Here is an 18,401-nt window from a genome sequence, read left to right on the forward strand (position 1 = left end):
AAAATTTAGCAATGTTCAGTTAACAAATCCCGGCTGGCCAGATTATATACTGGCGCAGATCGTGTCACTTGGCTATACTGCAGCGACTGATTGTCGTGTCCAAACATCACGATTTTACCGCCCAGCACTCGACCAGGTTACGTATGAGCCGTGATTCAAACTTATCCGCGCTGCACAACGGAGATGCCCTTTGGGAAGCGCTCTGCATACAGCTGCAGGAACAGACAACACCTCAGCAGTTCAATACCTGGCTTCGCCCTTTGCGTGGCGAGCTGCATGGTAACGAATTTCATCTGTTTGCCCCCAACCCTTTTGTCATGCAGTGGGTCAGGGAACGGCTGATGGATTTGCTGGAAGCGGTTCTCGCCGAGCTGGCTCCAGGAATGCTGCTCCGCTTCAATCTGGATACGACAGCGGCGGCTCCTGCACCGGAGCCCCAAAGCAGCGCTGCGCCCAGCCCGGTCAGTACAGATCCGCGTAACGGCAATCGCCTCAATCCCGGCTTTTCCTTTCAATCCTACGTTGAGGGCAAGTCCAACCAGCTCGCCGTAGCAGCAGCGCGACAAGTTTCCGAGCATCCGGGTAAATCCTACAATCCCCTGTACATATATGGGGGAGTCGGTCTGGGTAAAACTCATCTCATGCAAGCCGTTGGCAATGCCATCCTCCAGCGCAACGCAGACGCCAAGGTGCTTTATGTCAGCGCCGAAGGTTTCATCATGGACATGGTGCGTTCTCTACAACATAACACCATCAACGATTTCAAGCAGCGTTATCGCAAACTCGATGCCCTACTTATTGATGATATTCAGTTTTTTGCTGGCAAGGATCGCACCCAGGAAGAATTTTTTCATACCTTCAACGCCCTGTTTGATGGTGGCCGACAAATCATCATTACCTGTGATCGCTACCCCAAGGAAGTCGAACATCTCGAAGAAAGACTCCAGTCGCGTTTCGGTTGGGGTCTCACCGTCGCCATTCAGCCTCATGATCTGGAAACCCGTATGGCGATTGTTCTATGCAAGGCTGAAGAAATTGGCATAGAACTGCCCGAAGAAGTAGCTTTTTTCATTGCCGAAAAAATCCGCTCCCATGTTCGTGAACTGGAAGGGGCGTTAAGGCGGGTCGTCGCCCACGTTAACTTTACCCATAAGCCGTACAATCTGGATACTGCCAGGGAAGCCCTGCGGGATCTCATTGACGTCCAGAAACGCATGGTCAGCCTGGAAAATATCCAGAAAGTCGTTGCCGAATATTTTCATATACGTGGCTCTGACATGCAGTCCAAGCGGCGGAGTCGTAATATTGCCCGCCCCCGCCAAGTCGCCATGTCGCTCACCAAGGAACTCACCAATCACAGCCTGCCGGAAATCGGTGAGGCCTTTGGTGGTCGCGATCACACCACCGTACTGCATGCCTGCCGACAAATTGAAAAACTTCGTCAGGAAGACTCTCAAATCAATGAAGATTATAACAATTTGCTGCGGATACTGGGCGCATGACCGGATTAGGAAACAAGCTGTGGAAAAGCCCATGGAAAAGTACGGTGCTGAGCATGTATGAAAACTACCGCTCATTTTTATCCCCGATCATACCTGCTTATCCACAGCTTGCCGGCGCTTTGTCTAATGCAATAAAAATATGCCTAACAAGGGCTTATATCGGTTTCCCACAGGCCTTCAGGCCCTTAATAATAATAGTAGTTAAAAAGGAGAATATAATTTATTTAGTTAACACCATAAGGAGCATTTCCTGATGAAACTCACCATGGATCGTGAAGACATACTGCCCATTTTGGCGAATATGGCGAATATTGCCGATCGCAGACCCATCCAACCCATTCTTGCCCATGTGCTGATCGAAGCTGCCGGACAACATTGCCGTTTCATCGCCACAGATCAGGAAGTACAGCTCAGTGTGGACAAGGATCATCCAGTAGATACTCCCGGAAGCTGCGCGGTTCCTGCCCGTAAACTTTATGATATTTGCCGGGCCTTACCCGAACACACCCCTCTGGAGTTTCACAAGGATGGCGAAAAACTGTTACTGAAAGCAGTTAAAAGCCGCTTTACCCTGCATGTACTCCCCGCTGAACAATTTCCTTATCTCAATATTCACAGCAGTCGCTGCCAGGGTGATTGCGAAGCCACTTTATTTCGGGAAGCACTGGCAGTAACCGCCAACACCATGGCGCAAAATGACGCCCGCATCTTTCTGAATGGGGTGCTTCTCGAAGTACAAGGTCAGGAAATGCGCCTGGTAGCCACGGATGGTCATCGCCTTTCCATGATGACTTTGCCATTTGCCAATAGCCTGGAAGAAGAAAGTTTCCAGTGCATTCTTCCCCGCAAGGCCGTCATGGAATTACTGCGCATTGTCAACGGTGGAAATATTCATCTCTCGCTTTCTGATACCAGTTTTGTACTGGATGATGGTGATCAACAATTTGCCTGTAAACTGATTGATGCCAAGTATCCTGATTATCGGCGGGTTATTCCTCAGGGACATCCTTTTTCCGCAATGCTTGATCGCCAAAACTTCAAAAGCGCCCTGCAACAAAGTGAAGTACTGGTCAGTGATCGTAATCCCACCACCCAGGTCAATCTGGGCAAAAATCTGATGACCTTGAGCAGTCGTAACGAAGAACAGGAAGAAGGAGAAATCGAACTTTCTATAGAATATCAAAATGATGAAATGAACATTGCCTTTAACAGTCGCTATCTCACCGATAGCATCCAGATTTTTTCTCAGGAAAATATTCGCATGCGTATCAAGGACGGCAACAGTGCAGCCGTTTTCACACCGCCGGACTCAGATAATCCGGTTTACATTCTGATGCCGGTGCGGCTCTGATCCAGTCCTGAAAATCCCTGCCTGATGACCCTGGAGACTCTGCAAATTCAGTCGTTGCGTTGTATTCAGAATTTACAACTTTCTACCCATGCCCGGTGGAACTGGTTGATTGGTGCGAACGGCGCAGGAAAAAGTACGGTCCTTGAAGCCCTCCACATTCTGGGTACCGGACAAACCTGGCGGCATGGACCACGCCACGTTCTGCGCGAAGGTGATGCGGAATACCTGCTCACTGCGCGGATGTCTGATCATTTCCTGGCTTTGCGCAGACGTGGCGAAGTGCGGGAAATACGTTATGATGGTGAGTCTGTCCATTCAGCCTGGGAATTGCTGGATATCCTGCCTCTGCAAAGTCTACATGATGATAACAGTCATTTTGTTGCCGGCACGGCGGATGATCGGCGACGGATCATGGATTGGGGAATTTATTATGTGGATCCATACTACGGCACGGTTTTTCGGGAGTATCGTCGAGCCCTGGCACAGCGTAATGCTTGGCTGAAAAAACCCCAAGGCAAAAGTCCCTGGGATTCGGCATTGGCTATGGCCGGAGAAGGTATTCAGCAACGCCGTCAGGATTATCTGACACGCATAGAACCTTATCTGCAGAAACTTTGGACCAGTTGGTCCGGCGCTACTGAGATATTGGGTTTACATCTGCAGAGCGGCTGGAAAGAAGGATTGGCCTTGCAGGAAAGTTTGCAGCGCGATCTGGGACAGGATCGGGAAATGGGATATACCCATAGTGGACCACACCGGGCCAATCTGGTTTTTCGGGTTCGCCAGAAAATGGCCCTGGATATTCTTTCCCGTGGGCAGTTGCGCATATTGGGTCTTGCCTATCGCATTGCGCAGTTGCTCCTGCTCAGGGAAGCCGGTTTTGCTTTGCCGACCCTATTGATTGATGATTTTGCGGCCGAACTGGATGAATCCGCCAGAAACTGGTGGGTTGAACAACTGAATGTACTGAATGTACAGGTTTTTGCTGCGGTGACTGCAGCCGGACAAATACCGGCAGGTGTTCAAGGCAGTCATTTTTATCTGGCCCAGGGCCAGCTTGAAAAGGAAATAGTAATATGACGCAAAAGTACGATTCTTCCAGTATCCAGGTGTTGAAAGGGCTGGAAGCGGTACGAAAACGCCCGGGCATGTACATTGGCGACACCGATGATGGCAGTGGCTTGCATCATATGGTTTTTGAAGTGGTAGATAATGCCATTGATGAAGCGCTGGGTGGGCATTGCGATACTATTGTGGTCACCATTCATGACGATGATTCGGTCAGTGTCAGTGATAACGGACGGGGTATTCCGGTGGATGTTCATGCCGAAGAAGGTCGTTCCGCCGCTGAAGTCATCATGACCATCCTGCATGCGGGTGGCAAGTTTGACGATAACTCCTACAAAGTCTCGGGTGGATTGCACGGTGTCGGCGTTTCTGTAGTAAATGCCCTGTCCATTTCCCTGCAACTGCGCATTTACCGGGATGGATTTGTCTGGACCCAGTCCTATGCGGATGGCGCCCCTCTGGCGCCTATTGCCCGGGGCGAAGCATCCACCCGGCATGGTACCATCATCCGTTTCAAACCTTCTCCGGAGGTTTTTGCCGATACCCAGTTCCATTTTGAAATTCTCGCCAAGCGCCTGCGCGAACTGGCTTTTCTGAATTCAGGAGTACATATCACGCTTCTGGATGAGAGGGTCAACCGTGAAGAAATTTTCCATTACCACGGCGGCATTCGCGCCTTTGTGGAACATCTCAATCGCAGCAAAACCGCCATTCATCCGCATGTAATCAGCCTTGCCGGCGAACGCGACGGGATTGTTGTAGAAGCAGCGCTACAGTGGAATGAGGGCTACAACGAAACGGTGCTGTGCTACACCAACAACATTCCCCAGAACGACGGCGGAACCCATCTGGCTGGATTTCGTGCCGCCCTGACCCGTACCCTCAATCAGTATATGGAAAGAGAAGGAACCCTGGCCAAAGCCAAGGTTTCCGTCACTGGTGACGATGCCCGCGAAGGATTGACGGCGGTACTTTCCGTAAAAGTGCCAGATCCCAAGTTCTCTTCACAAACCAAGGACAAACTGGTTTCCAGTGAAGTGAAACCGGTGGTCGAATCTTCCATGGCCGAGGCCCTCACCATTTTTCTGGATGAACACCCCAAGGAAGCCCAGGCTATTGCCGCGAAAATCGTTGACGCCGCCCGGGCCCGGGAAGCCGCCCGCAAGGCGCGTGAATTGACGCGCCGCAAAGGGGCTCTGGATATTGCCAACCTTCCGGGTAAACTGGCCGATTGTCAGGAAAAAGACCCCAGTCTTTGCGAAATTTATCTGGTGGAAGGAGATTCGGCAGGGGGTTCTGCCAAACAGGGCCGGGATCGTCGTCATCAGGCCATTTTGCCGCTTAAAGGAAAAATTCTGAACGTCGAACGGGCACGTTTCGACAAAATGCTGTCTTCGGATGAAATCGGCACCCTCATTACCGCGCTGGGCACCGGTATCGGCAAGGAAGATTTTAATCTGGCCAAGTTACGTTACCACCGCGTCATCATCATGACCGATGCGGATGTGGATGGCAGTCATATTCGTACCCTGTTGCTGACATTTTTTTACCGGCAGATGCCGGATCTGGTGGATCGTGGTCATGTATATATTGCCCAGCCCCCTTTATACAAGGTTAAAAAAGGCAAAGACGAACGCTATATCAAAGATGATACGGAACTGGCAGCTTATCTGCGTGAAATCGCCATGCATGGTGCTGAATTTCATCTTTCCGCAAATAGTGAAGCCGTCAGTGTGGATCAGCTTGCTGGCATGATGCGGCAATACCAGAATATTGAAGCCCTGGTGCAGCGTCTGGAAAGGCGTTATCCCGCCACCCTGCTCTGGGCGCTGGCAACCCTGCCGCCCATTGCTGCAGAAACCGCCCGTAATGATGACTGGGACCAGTTTGCGGAAGGACTACGAACGGCCCTGAGCGCAACCGCTTTACCCGCAGAACACTATCAAGTCGAGAAAATCGGCGAAGCGGACGGATTACGACTGGTGGTCCGGCGTGAACATCATGGCAGTCAGGAACTCCGCTTTTTTGACCAGGACTTTTTCGCGGGCGGTGAATACCGGCATCTGGCTGAATATGCCAAAAATATTGAAGGCAACATGCATCCCGGCGCCGTGATCAAGAGGGGCGAGAAAAATCGCGTGGTTCAGCGTTTCCGGGAGGCGATGGACTGGCTTTTGGCAGATGCCCGCAAGGGCGTGGAAATTCAGCGCTACAAAGGTCTTGGTGAGATGAATCCGGAGCAACTCTGGGAAACCACCATGAATGCGGAAAACCGCAGACTGGTTCGGGTTGATGTGGAAGATGCCATTGCCGCAGATGAAGTATTTTCCATGTTGATGGGGGACGCTGTAGAACCGCGCCGGCGTTTTATAGAAGAAAACGCCCGCTTTGTATCGCGACTGGATATTTAGCCGGTAAACCGGCTTCAGGCGGCGACGTCCTGATCAAAACGCAATGTGATGGGCCAGTGGATAATTTCCATCCGGCCATCCATGTGTTCTACCAGCGCCGTACAGCTTTCCACCCAGTCACCATCATTGTAGTAAAGTATGCCATCAATGCTTTTTTGTTCAGCATGATGAATATGGCCACAAATAACCCCGGCATAACCCCGGCGGGCGGTTTCTTCGGCAAGCAGATGTTCGTAGTCGTTGATAAATTGCACGGCCTTTTTGACCCGGTACTTGATGTAGGCACTCAGGGACCAGTGCCGGCGCAGACCCAGACGACGGAAGACGGACTGCAGCAGGCGATTGAGCCAGAGCAACAGGATATAACCATGATCACCGAGATGAATCAGCCAGGTAGCATAACGCATGGCCGCATCAAATTGATCCCCATGAATCACCCAGAGTTTTTTTCCATCGGCGGTTTCATGAACGGTCTCACTGAGAATGGCAATATCGCCCAGGGAAATGCTCTCATCATCCTGACCCTGAACATAATCAGAGAGCAGCTCATAGACGGGGTCATGATTTCCGCGAATATAGCGGACCACGACACCCGAACGCGCCAGACGCAGGATTTTCTGGACGACAGTATTGTGGCTGCGCGGCCAGTACCAGCGTATTTTGAGTCGCCATAAATCAATGATGTCGCCGACCAGATATAATTGCTGGCAGGAATTGTGGCGCAGGAAGTCGAGCAGACTTTCTGCCTGACAGCCTCGGGTCCCGAGGTGGACATCGGACAGGAAAATACTGCGGTAATGAGGCATAGTTTCGTCCTGAAAACGTGACATACGTCTATAATGCCAGCAAAATGTGACAGTTTGATGAAAGTGGATGGCGTGTATGCCTCTGCGCGAATGGGGAGATACGGGTGCTGAATTTGGTTGGTTTTGAATATAAAGAACTTTTTACAGATGAGGGCATTGCGCGTCTGGATCAGGAATTTCTCGACAGTCTGAACAAAGCGGATAGTTCACTCGCCGAAGCCCTGCATGATTACCGGGCTCAGGGTTTGCTTCCGGCGAGCAAGGCACAAAGCGACTTTCTGCTGCGCCTGGCTCCCCATGTGGAACAGTTTATTACGCGCTTATTCGCCCTGGAAAAAGAAGTCTCTGAATTACAGACACAAACCCGCAGTCATGATGTAGTCATGGAATTCAAAAAGCATTTTGTGCTGCGTCGCGCCCGGCGTTATCGCGGAGATTTTCCGGAGACTTTTGCGGATTTGGATCAATGGCTGGATAGCCAGATACGCCAACGCGCCTGGCCCGATACGGATCGTGAGTGGGCGATTTCCCGGCTTGGTGAAGATTGGCTCAAGGATGAAAATACCCATGCTGAGGAGATTCAGCGCCTGACCCAATGGTGTGCCCTGATTCTTCAGGACCCCCAGGCAGCTCTGGCGGTTACGGGGTGGTCGAGCTTCCGTTTGCCCCAGCGCGTAGATCATGAGGCCCTCGTGCCCCTCAAAAAGCTCGATCAGGTGCCCGGTACGCCATTTGTAGCGCCCGACGGTACCCTGCGTCGCCGCGACAGCTTTCATCTGACGGATTTGCGCATGGACCCGCGCAGCGTGCAGAGTGAAGTCCATTATTGTCTGTATTGTCATGATCATGATGGCGATTTTTGCTCCAGAGGATTCCCCGAAAAAAAAGGGGTGCCGGAACTGGGCCTGAAGGTTGATCCTCTGGGCGTGACCCTGACGGGCTGTCCCCTCGAAGAAAAAATTTCGGAAATGCAGATTCTCAAACGGGACGGACTGAATCTGGCGGCATTGGCCATGGCCATGGTCGATAATCCCATGGTTCCCGCTACCGGCCATCGCATCTGCAATGACTGCATGAAAGCCTGTGTGTACCAGAAGCAGGACCCGGTCAACATTCCGCAGGTTGAAACCCGCATTTTGACGGATGTCCTCAACCTCCCCTGGGGGATTGAGCTGTATGATTTGCTGACCCGCTGGAATCCCTTGCGCGCCGTTCAATTTGCGGCACAACCGTATAATGGGCGCAAGGTGCTGGTGGCAGGCATGGGGCCGGCGGGCTTCACCATGGCTCAACATTTGCTGCAGGAAGGTTGTGCGGTAGTGGGTATTGATGGACTGAAAATCGAACCGCTGCCGGAAGCCTGGCTGTCCGCGCCGATTCGTGACTGGAGCACCTTGCAGGAAGACCTGGACGAGCGGATTCTGCTGGGTTTTGGCGGGGTGGCGGAATATGGTATCACCGTGCGTTGGGACAAGAACTTTCTCAAACTCATTTATCTGACTTTAGCTCGGCGTCCCGGCTTTCAGATTTTCGGGGGCGTGCGTTTGGGTGGCACCATCACCCTGGAAGATGCCTGGTCTCTGGGGTTTGATCATGTCTGTATTGCCACGGGTGCGGGTTTGCCCAGAGTGGTTCCCATGGGCGAAAGTTTGGCGCGGGGCATGCGTCAGGCCAGTGATTTCCTCATGGCCCTGCAGCTGACCGGTGCCGGGAAAAAGAGCAGTCTCGCCAATTTGCAGGTACGCTTGCCCGCAGTGGTCATTGGTGGTGGTCTCACAGCGGTGGATACTGCCACCGAAGTGCAGGCCTATTACATTCGTCAGGTTGAAAAAGTCCTTGAGCGTTATGAGCAGATGTCCCAGCGCGGCGGGGAGGAAAAAATGCGTGCCGGACTTTCTGCCGAAGACACGGAAATTCTCGAAGAATTTCTTGCCCACGGGCGCGCCGTTCGCCAGGAAAGGAAACGCGCGCAGGAAAGCGGAGAATCCCCGAATTTTGTCCCCCTGATTCAATCCTGGGGCGGGGTCACGCTGGCTTATCGCAAGGGTATGCGGCAATCCCCGGCTTATACGCGCAACCATGAAGAATTGATCAAGGCCATGGAAGAAGGCCTGTATTACGCAGAGGGTCTGGATCCTCTGCGTGCCGAACTGGATACCTATGGACACATCGCCCACATGGTATTCCGGCAGATGCGTGAAGCCGAAGGTCGTTGGCTGAGCAGTGACCAGGAGTTGCGTTTACCAGCTCGTGCGGTGTTTATTGCGGCGGGAACCGTACCGAATACTATTTATGAAAGAGAGTATCCCGGTACCCTGCTGCTGGATGGGGATCATTTTCAGACCCATGTGGCCCACGGCAAGAGTGCTCTTCAGGCTGTGCAGGTGGCTGAACACTGCAAGGCACCCGAAGCCGGCCCGTTTACTTCCTATACAGATGAGCAGGCGCATCGTGTCAGTTTCATTGGTGATACCCATCCGGTGTTTCATGGCAGCGTGGTCAAGGCCATTGCCTCGGCAAAAGCCAGTTATCCGCAGGTCATGCACGGTCTTAACGCCCTCGCTCCGGTAACCCAACATAAGCTGCCGGACTTTCAGGAAAACTTGCGGGATTTGCTGACCATGCGCGTGCTGCGCGTGGATCGCAGTAACCCGGCGGTAACCGAAATGTGGATTAAAGCCCCTCTGGCCGCCCGCAATTTCCGGCCGGGCCAGTTTTTCCGTCTGCAGACTTTTGAAAGCCATAGCCCGGTTGTGAATAATACCCGCCTGCAGATTCCGGTTCTGACCGTCAGTGGTGCCGGCGTCGAAGATGATGCGGTGCGTCTGATGGTACTGCAATGGGGAACCGGGCCGCGTCTGGTAGGGAGCCTGGAACCCGGTGATCCCTTGATATTAATGGGTCCCACTGGAGCACCGACGGATATTCCCCAGAATAAAACCATTCTGGTGGTGGCAGGACGCTGGGGCGCTGCGGTCATGCTGGATATCGGTCCAGCGCTCCGCGCTGCGGGTAATCGGGTCCTGTATGTCGCCGCTTTGGGTAAAGCCAGCGAACTGGATAATCAGGCGGAACTTGAAGAAGCGGCGGATCAGATTATCTGGTGCACGGGGAGTGGTCCGCTGATTGCAACCCATCGTCCTCAGGACTTGAGTGTCGAAGCCAGTGATATGGTGGAGTTGTTACGTGCTTACGGAGCCGCCGAACTTCCCGGTCAGAGTACGGTGCCGGGGGCGGTAGCCTTGGATCAGGTGGATCGCTTGATGGTCATGGGCTCTACTGGATTATTAAAAGGCTTTCAGCAGGCCCTGAAAGGATCTCTCAGTGCTTATTTCCGCAGTGATCTGGAAGCGGTAGCCACAGTAGGTAGCCCGATGCAGTGCATGCTCAAAGGCGTCTGCGCCCAATGTTTGCAGTGGCAGATTGATCCGGAAACCGGCAAACGGACCAAAGCGGTATTTTCCTGCGCCGGCCAGGACCAGCCCCTGGCATGGGTGGATCTTGATAATCTGACGGCACGCCAGAGCCAGAATCGCTTGCTGGAAAGAATATCCAGTCAGTGGCTGGATCATTTACGCGCTGAGAGTAATTAGCCTAAAAACGGCAGTTGCCGTGGGTGCTTTTTGCTCCATTGTTCCTTGCCTGTTGTACTAAGGCTCATCCTGTTGTCAGGAGAGAACTCGCCCTGCGGGCTCAAACAGCTCTCCTGACGGGCGCAGGATTTCACCAAGAACAACAACGGCTCAAAACAAAAGTCGCTGCAAAGCACCCACAGCAACTGCCATTTTTAGGATTAAAGCTAATAAAACCCGAAAGCAGCAGTTGGCCTGGAGGGTGTTTTGCAGCGACTTTGACCTGAGCCTTTGATAAAAACTTAATGCTGATCAGGAAATAGGATGTTCAGCTCCAGCACCTCAAAGTCGCCTTTGCGTTCCATACTGACCTTGATGTTGTTTTTATCCACGGGAATATACTTGGCGATAACCGTCAGTAATTCTTCTTGCAGGGCAGGTAAAAAATCAGGTCCCCCTTCTTCCCTTTCATGGGCAAGAATAAGTTTTAAACGGTCTTTGGCCACATTGGCCGTTTTTTTCCGGGAACCGAGAATATAATCAAGTATGGACATGTCAGCCTCCAAAAAGCTTTTTGAAAAAACCCACTTTCGGAGCCTGAATAAATCGGAGGGGTTTTTCTTCGCCCAGGAAGCGGGCTACTACATCCTTATAGGCTTCAGCCACATCGGTGTTTCCCATATGCACGGCGGGAATACCCTGGTTGGAAGCCTGCAGCACCACTTCTGACTCGGGAATGACACCCAGCAGTGGTGTCCTCAATAATTCCTTGACGTCTTCCAGGGAAAGCATTTCACCGTCTTCCACCCGCTTGGCGGAATAACGGGTCAACAATAAATGTTCCTTGACGGGTTCTTCTCCCTGTTCGGCTCGACGTGAGCGTGCAGCAAGAATCCCCAGAATCCGATCGGAGTCGCGTACTGAAGAAACTTCTGGGTTGGTGACGACAATCGCCTCATCCGCATGATACAAGGCCATCAGCGCTCCTGATTCAATGCCAGCCGGCGAATCACAGACAATATAATCAAAGTCTTTGCGCAGTTCGTCCATAACCGTGGTAACCCCTTCAACGGTCAAGGCATCCTTATCGCGGGTTTGTGATGTGGGGAGCACATACAGGTTTTCGCAGTGTTTGTCTTTGATCAGGGCCTGCTGGAGCTTTGCCTCACCCTGAATGACGTTGATGAGATCGTAAACTACCCGACGCTCGCAACCCATAATGAGATCAAGATTGCGTAAACCCACGTCAAAATCTATGACGACCGTTTTATACCCGCGCAGCGCGAGGCCGCTGGCAAAAGCTGCGCTGGTGGTGGTTTTGCCGACGCCACCTTTCCCTGAAGTTATGACGATTATTTTGGCCACGTTTTTTTTCTCCGGATCATTATGAATTTAAGGGGGTAATATGCAGTTGCTCGTCCCGGCTGTAAACCTGCGCAGGTTTTCCCCAAAGGGGGTGGTCCGGTTCGAGGGTCCGATATAATCCTGCGATGGAAACCAGTTCTGCCTCCAGTGCCATGCAAAATATACGGGCATTTTCATCGCCGTTGACTCCGGCTAAAGCGCGACCTCGCAGCGGTCCGTAAACATGAATGTTGCGGTCAGCGATGATTTCCGCTCCGGCGTTGACGGTTGCCATACAGACCAGATCGCCATTACGCGCGTAATTTCGTTGCCCACTGCGCACCGGGTGTTCAATCAGCAGGCCGGCAGATGGTGCTGGGCTGGGAGCATTGGACGGCTGGCTTAAGGTTGCTTCGGATTTTGCCGGAGTGCGCTGGGCTTGTCCACGCAATACCGGAAGGTGAAGGGATGTGGCCAGCAGCTGATGGGTTGTTGCGGCATTGCGAATGCCTACGGGCAGCCAGCCTGCAGCCCTTAATACCGTGATAATTTTTTCGAGAGCCAGTGGGGCTTCTTCAGGAATGCCGCTCAGATCCAAGACCAGCGGTGATTCCTGATGGAATGCCGCAGCAGCAGGATGACGGCGGTGTTCTTCGTCAATGCGCGCCTTGAGCAAGGCCGGGTCATTACTTTCCAACTGTAAAACAGAAAGCGTAAAGACGCTTCCACTCAAGCGTAAGGGGGAAAATTTGGGAGAGCCCGCTTCTGTTTTTTTAGCAGACATGTTTCACGTGAAACATTTCATGATCTCCGATCAGTTTTCTTTCAGCAGTGGGCGTTTATCCGTTTTGCCGTTCCAGGTTTCTGCATCGGGTAGAGCACTTTTCTTGCGCAAAATGATAGGCCATTTTTTGGTGAGTTCAGCATTGATGGCGGTGAAGTCGCGCTGGTCTTCCGGCACCTCGTCTTCGGCAAAAATGGCATCTGCCGGGCATTCGGGAATACAGGCGGCGCAGTCAATACATTCGTCAGGATCAATAACCAGAAAATTGGGGCCTTCATGAAAGCATTCAACAGGACACACTTCTGCGCAATCGGTGTATTTGCACTGGATACAGTTTTCGGTAACGACGTAAGTCATGGGTTGTCTACTTTTTTACTGGCGCGCTTGCGTGCTGCGGGCGCGGGTTTGTCGACGGTAGTTGTTGAGGCCTTGGTGGTTTTTTTGGCTGTGGTTTTCTTTGCAGAAGCCGTTTTTGTGGTCTTTTTAGCGGGACTTTTCACTGTTTTGCTGGCGGCGTTGCGCGCCGGAGCTTTGGCGGGCGCGGCGCGTTTTTCCCGGGGAGGAGGCGGCGTATAGTCAACCAGCAGTGCTGCAATTTCTGCTTCACTGGCAGTCACCTGAAAATGGAATCCACATTCTTGCTGAGGACAGGCAAGTTGTTCTCCCAGTCGTTTTCCACTTTTTTCAATCATGATCGGCCAGGCACAACGTGGACAGGCTTTGGCAACCGGTGGTCCCCAGACGGCGTAAGTGCATTTTGGATAAGTATTGCAGGAATAAAATACTTTGCCATAACGGCTGCGCTTTTCTACCAGTTCGCCTTCTCCACATTGCGGACAGGTGACGCCGGAAGACTTGGGCTGGGTCAACGGTTCAATGTGCTTACATTCCGGATAACCACTACAGGAAATAAAGCGCCCGTAGCGCCCGGTTTTATACACCAGAGGTTTTCCGCAGTCGGGACAGTCGCGTCCAACGGGTTCAGGGGCTTCCCGGGGTCCGTCCACAGGACGGGTGTATTTGCATTCGGGGTATCCTGAACAGGCGACAAAACGACCATGCCGTCCAAGGCGCAGAAATAGTGGCTTTCCACATTCAGGACAATTTTCGTCCATGGCTTCGCTGGTGGCTTCGGCGCGACTGACGTTGGCTTTTTCATCCAGCAAGGAGCGAAATGGTCCCCAAAATTCGTTCAGTACCGGCCGCCATTGCTTTTCGCCACGGGAGATGGCATCCAGCTCATCTTCCATACCTGCGGTAAAGTTGTAGTCCACATAACGCTCAAAATGATTGGACAGAAAGCGTCCAACGACTCTGCCCAGATCGGTGGGCCTAAAGCGACGTTGTTCCGTTTCTACATATTCGCGATTTTGCAGGGTCTGAATAATGCTGGCGTAAGTAGAGGGCCTCCCGATGCCATGGGCTTCCAGAGTTTTTACCAGCGTCGCATCACTGTAGCGGGGTGGCGGTTCGGTAAAATGCTGTTCCGAATCTACGCCCTGGACCTGCGGCTGGTCGCCTTGTTCCAGAGGCGGGAGAATACGATTATTTTCATCTTCGTCCGTATCATCTTTCCCTTCCAGATAAACCGCCATGAAGCCGGGGAAAGTAACGGTCGAACCGTTGGCACGTAGCGTCCAGTGGGTCCCGGCATCCATGTCTACAGCGACCATATCCAGGCGGGCCGGAGCCATCTGACAGGCGACGCTGCGTTTCCAGATCAGATCATATAGCCGCCACAAATCCTTTTCGAGAATACCCTGCAGCATTTCCGGCGTTCGACTGATGTCCGTCGGGCGCACAGCTTCATGGGCTTCCTGGGCATTTTTGGTTTTGGTTTTGTAACGACGTGGGCTTTCAGGGACAAATTCATGACCATAATGCCCGTCGATGAAACCGCGAATATCGGCAATGGCTTCTTCGGAAAGGTTGACGGCATCCGTACGCATGTAACTGATCAGGCCGACGGTTTCACTCCCAATGTTTATGCCTTCATAAAGCTGCTGGGCGACGCGCATGGTGCGGCTGGCGTTGAAACCCAGTTTGCGGGAGGCTTCCTGCTGCAGGGTGGAGGTTGTAAAAGGCGCGGCAGGCTGACGTTGCCGGCTTTTACGCTCCACTTCGCGGACCCGAAGCGCTTGCTGCTGCATATCCGCTTCCATACCGCTGCGTATGGATTCTGCCTGGGTTTCATTGTTGATATCAAATTGTTCCAGTTTTTTGTTTTGCCAGTGCGTCAAACGCCCGGAAAACTCGCTATCGGCGTGCAGCAGGCGTGCCGCAATCGTCCAATATTCCTGGCTGACAAATGCTTCAATTTCGTCTTCCCGCTCGCAGATCAGACGCAGGGCGGCGCTTTGCACCCGACCGGCAGAAAGGCCGGGACGCACTTTGCGCCACAGCAGCGGTGACAAATTGAAGCCCACCAGATAGTCCAGGGCGCGCCGGGCCTGTTGGGCATTGACCAGATCCATGGCGATTTCACGGGGATTGGCAATGGCTTCCTGCACGGCCTTTTTGGTGATTTCGTGAAAAACCACGCGCTGGGCGGGCTTGTTTCCCAACTGCTTGCGCTCGCGCAGCAGTTCTACCAAATGCCAGGAAATGGCTTCGCCTTCGCGGTCCGGATCGGTGGCGAGCCATAGTTTATCAGCCTTGCGCAATGCCTTGATAATGGCTTCTACATGTCGTTCATTGCGCTCGATGGCTTCATAACGCATGGCAAAATCCTGCTCAGGATCAACGGCCCCTTCTTTGGGGCGAAGATCACGAACGTGACCATAAGAGGCCAGAACTTCAAAATCATCCCCGAGATATTTCTGGATGGTTTTGGCTTTGGCAGGAGATTCGACAATTACGAGCTGATGGGCCATAGGTCAGTGCAGTATCCGGGTTCCGTCTGTGTCCAGTAAGGCGTCTACCCAGAGTGCTTCCGGGCCGGGATCGTTGGCCATTACCATGAAGGCAACCCAGTCAAGGGTTTCCATATCCATATCCTCAAGGTCGAGGGCCAGTAAACGATCAATGATCCGCTCCCGCATGGCGCCGTTAATGACGCCCAGGCGTTCCCAGTCATGCAGTTGACCGCGTGCTGCCACAGAAAGGTTCTGCAGCTCGTAGGGATGATAGGCGCGCAGCGCTCGGGGACTGGTATCTTCCTGTTCTTCAACAGCAAAACCCTCCATCCAGTCGAGGGCGCGCTGAATGTCCGCGTCGGGAAAACCCACGGCACGAAGATGATCTTCAATGACCGCGTCGTCTTCGTCGTCGAGGTGATCCAGTAGGTATGTAATTATGTCTATGACGTCTTCCATGCCAGAGCCTTCAGGGTGCAGGAGGGAGGCGACAGAACCGGCCGCCGGGGCTGGCCGTGAGGTAACCTGATATTTCCATTTCCAAGAGGATGGCCGAAAGCTCGCCCAGCGTCAATCCACAACGCGCAGCAATTTCTTCTGCTGTCAGCGGATCAAAGTCCATTGCCGCCCAGACTTTCGCCTGATGGGGATCGTCAGGTTGCCAATGATCCGCTGATGTTACCGGTCGGGCCTGGCATAATGCGCCAAATAGCGGCCCCAGCTCGCTCAACACATCCCCGGCACTTTCCACCAGTTTGGCACCGTCACGAATCAGACGATGCGGACCCCGGGACAGCGGTGAGTGGATCGAACCGGGTACTGCAAATACTTCTCGCCCCTGCTCGATAGCCAGGCGGGCAGTAATCAGGGAGCCGCTGTTTTCCGCCGCCTCAACAATCAGTACCCCCAGACTGAGTCCGCTGATGATGCGGTTGCGACGCGGAAACAGGCCACTATGTGGCCCGGTTTCCGGGGCTTGTTCACTGACGAGCAGGCCATGCTCGATAATCTGGTGCGCCAACTGTAAATGCGTGCGCGGATAAATCAGATCGGCGCCGGTGCCCAGTACGGCAACTGTGCCGCTGACCAGAGCACCGCGATGGGCGGCAGCGTCAATGCCCAAGGCCAGGCCACTGGTAATGATCAGCCCGGTTTCACCAAGACTGCGGGCAAAAGCCTCGGCGGTAGCTGCCCCTACGGCCGTTGCCGAGCGGCTGCCGACAATGGCCAGCATGGGCTGGTTCAGACAGGAACGCTGTCCCCGAATAAATAACAGGGGCGGTGGGTCGGGAATTTGCCGCAGCAAAGGCGGATAATCGGGATCCGTCCAGCGACATAAATCCGTATCGGGACTATTCAGCCAGCGCCGGTCAGCAGGACGGATAAGGTCTTCGGGGTCTTTTTGCAGAGCCTGGATCTGCTTTGCGGACAAACCGAGGTCTTGTAACAGGCCGGCCCCCGTTTGAAAGCAGGCGGCGGCATGGCTAAATCGCTCCAGTAAAGCCTGTTGCCGCTGTGGCCCCAAACCGTTAATTCGGCAAAGTGCCAGCCAGGCGGCATCAGACATTATTTTTGCACAGTGCCATCGGCTGAGGCAGGACTGTGAATTGCATCTCCCAGGCGGATGCTCTGACTGGCCATGGTGATGACTGCATAGGAAACCGAGGGGAAAACCCGGAACACCATGATATCGCCGATGGTTTGGTCCGGCAGTGTAAAGGCCTTGCCGGTAACCGCATTGGTCGTTACCCCGCTACGCTGGATCTGCAGGATATTACCGGGCTTGAGATCATCCCGGGCACCCTGATCAATGATGACTACCTGACCGACGGTCAGCGCCGGGTTCCCATCCAGTTGGCCAATGATATGACCCGCGACAGCATGGAGGGGTGCACTGGGAAAATAATGAGGGATTGCCGTCGTGACGACAGGTACCAGGCGTGCACCAAGATCAATTTCTTTGCGGAGTTTGGTGATTTGCACCGCAGCGTGATGACCACTCTGGGTGACCGTCACTTGCCCCAGGTCTTCCAGGGCATAGCCCAAAGAACGATGGGTTTTGGCCTGGAATAACTCCGGTCCCAGGGTGACGACTTGATAGCGGCAGCCAACAGGGGCTTTTTCCAGTCCGACTGTGTAGAGCGTATCCCCGGTCACATAGGTGGGTCTTTGCTTGGCGGCTGCAGCCAGATAAGGCAGTTGCGCGAAGAGTTTTTTACTGTCGATTACTCCGGGAGTACCGAGAAAGGGCATCACTTCACCAGTAGAAACCGAGGGTACAGCCTCTTTCGACATTTGTGGACGCAGCTCCACAAGATTGCTTCCGTTTTCACTGAAAGACGATGCGAGACCCAGTTCGGGTTCACCATTGGCCCCATAGTGGATGACAATGCGATCGCCGGGATAAATCAGGTTGGGGTTTTGAATGTAGGGATTTTTGTGCCATATCTGTGGCCACTGCCAGGGATGAACCAGAAAATGGCCGGCAATGCCCCAGAGGGTATCTCCAGGTTTTACGGTATAACTTTGTTGTGTGCGCAGTTGAATACCGGCAGGCGCCGCCTGGGCCATTACCGGGGCCAGGGCGCTCAGGCCTAGGGTAAAAACAAGGTTGCGCCATATGTGTTTGTACATGTAATGATCTCCGCTGGACTTCCGCAGGGGATAGTATTAGTCCAAGATACGTTTTTTGCCGGATAGCCCTTCAT

15 protein-coding genes are annotated in these 18,401 nt (G+C 53.2%); 6 read left to right on the forward strand and 9 right to left on the reverse strand.

Going from position 1 to position 18,401, the window contains the following annotated elements; genetic code table 11:
• Positions 1–143 precede the first annotated feature (143 nt).
• Genes dnaA through gyrB form a run of 5 tightly spaced genes read left to right on the forward strand, consistent with a single transcriptional unit; the run spans position 144 to position 6,332 of the window.
• Complete coding sequence (gene dnaA, locus BLW97_RS00005; RefSeq protein ID WP_010640941.1) at positions 144–1,502, forward strand: chromosomal replication initiator protein DnaA; 1,359 nt, start codon at positions 144–146, stop codon at positions 1,500–1,502.
• Positions 1,499–1,756: a hypothetical protein gene (locus tag BLW97_RS00010; protein WP_075321961.1), complete on the forward strand. Its 258-nt coding sequence runs from the start codon at positions 1,499–1,501 to the stop codon at positions 1,754–1,756. Before dnaA ends, BLW97_RS00010 begins: the two co-directional genes overlap by 4 nt.
• Positions 1,756–2,853, forward strand: coding sequence for a DNA polymerase III subunit beta (dnaN, locus tag BLW97_RS00015; protein WP_075321962.1), 1,098 nt, complete (start codon positions 1,756–1,758; stop codon positions 2,851–2,853). Before BLW97_RS00010 ends, dnaN begins: the two co-directional genes overlap by 1 nt.
• 24 nt (positions 2,854–2,877) lie before the next feature.
• A complete protein-coding gene (recF, locus tag BLW97_RS00020) occupies positions 2,878–3,933 on the forward strand; it encodes a DNA replication/repair protein RecF (RefSeq protein ID WP_024894344.1) in 1,056 nt (351 codons plus the stop codon).
• On the forward strand, positions 3,930–6,332 hold the full coding sequence (gyrB, locus tag BLW97_RS00025) for a DNA topoisomerase (ATP-hydrolyzing) subunit B (protein ID WP_075321963.1): 2,403 nt from the start codon (positions 3,930–3,932) through the stop codon (positions 6,330–6,332). The genes recF and gyrB overlap by 4 nt, the downstream gene beginning before the upstream one ends.
• Positions 6,333–6,346: 14 nt before the next feature.
• Here the strand turns inward: gyrB and BLW97_RS00030 are convergent, their stop codons facing one another.
• Entirely contained in the window at positions 6,347–7,138 is a 792-nt protein-coding gene (locus tag BLW97_RS00030) for a UDP-2,3-diacylglucosamine diphosphatase (protein ID WP_226856101.1), read from the reverse strand.
• Positions 7,139–7,242: 104 nt separating this feature from the next.
• Here BLW97_RS00030 and BLW97_RS00035 point away from each other — a divergent pair, with 104 nt between their 5' ends.
• Positions 7,243–10,731 (forward strand): FAD-dependent oxidoreductase, encoded by a 3,489-nt coding sequence (locus BLW97_RS00035; protein ID WP_075321964.1) that lies wholly within the window; start codon positions 7,243–7,245, stop codon positions 10,729–10,731.
• A gap of 281 nt (positions 10,732–11,012) precedes the next feature.
• On the opposite strand, the gene minE is transcribed toward BLW97_RS00035, so the two are convergent.
• From minE to BLW97_RS00075, 8 genes are read right to left on the reverse strand one after another with little or no spacing between them, the layout of a single operon-like run.
• Positions 11,013–11,264, reverse strand: a complete 252-nt coding sequence (gene minE / locus BLW97_RS00040; protein WP_010640915.1) for a cell division topological specificity factor MinE — start codon at positions 11,262–11,264, stop codon at positions 11,013–11,015.
• A 1-nt stretch (position 11,265) separates the two neighbouring features.
• Positions 11,266–12,075, reverse strand: coding sequence for a septum site-determining protein MinD (gene minD / locus BLW97_RS00045; protein ID WP_010640913.1), 810 nt, complete (start codon positions 12,073–12,075; stop codon positions 11,266–11,268).
• A gap of 19 nt (positions 12,076–12,094) precedes the next feature.
• The gene (gene minC, locus BLW97_RS00050; protein ID WP_075321965.1) at positions 12,095–12,838 is read right to left on the reverse strand and encodes a septum site-determining protein MinC; all 744 of its coding nucleotides are present in this window, start codon (positions 12,836–12,838) and stop codon (positions 12,095–12,097) included.
• Positions 12,839–12,868: 30 nt separating this feature from the next.
• On the reverse strand, positions 12,869–13,195 hold the full coding sequence (gene fdxA / locus BLW97_RS00055) for a ferredoxin FdxA (RefSeq protein ID WP_075321966.1): 327 nt from the start codon (positions 13,193–13,195) through the stop codon (positions 12,869–12,871).
• Positions 13,192–15,711, reverse strand: coding sequence for a type I DNA topoisomerase (gene topA, locus BLW97_RS00060; protein ID WP_075321967.1), 2,520 nt, complete (start codon positions 15,709–15,711; stop codon positions 13,192–13,194). The genes fdxA and topA overlap by 4 nt, the downstream gene beginning before the upstream one ends.
• Before the next feature lie 3 nt (positions 15,712–15,714).
• A complete protein-coding gene (locus BLW97_RS00065) occupies positions 15,715–16,152 on the reverse strand; it encodes a Smg family protein (protein ID WP_024894351.1) in 438 nt (145 codons plus the stop codon).
• A gap of 10 nt (positions 16,153–16,162) precedes the next feature.
• On the reverse strand, positions 16,163–17,260 hold the full coding sequence (gene dprA, locus BLW97_RS00070; protein ID WP_075321968.1) for a DNA-processing protein DprA: 1,098 nt from the start codon (positions 17,258–17,260) through the stop codon (positions 16,163–16,165).
• Positions 17,260–18,327 carry a LysM peptidoglycan-binding domain-containing protein gene (locus BLW97_RS00075; RefSeq protein WP_075321969.1) on the reverse strand — a complete coding sequence of 356 codons (1,068 nt, stop codon included), beginning with the start codon at positions 18,325–18,327 and terminating at the stop codon, positions 17,260–17,262. Before BLW97_RS00075 ends, dprA begins: the two co-directional genes overlap by 1 nt.
• Between the last annotated feature and the right edge of the window lie 74 nt (positions 18,328–18,401).

The organism is Acidithiobacillus albertensis, assembly GCF_001931655.1.
Lineage (GTDB): Bacteria > Pseudomonadota > Gammaproteobacteria > Acidithiobacillales > Acidithiobacillaceae > Acidithiobacillus > Acidithiobacillus thiooxidans.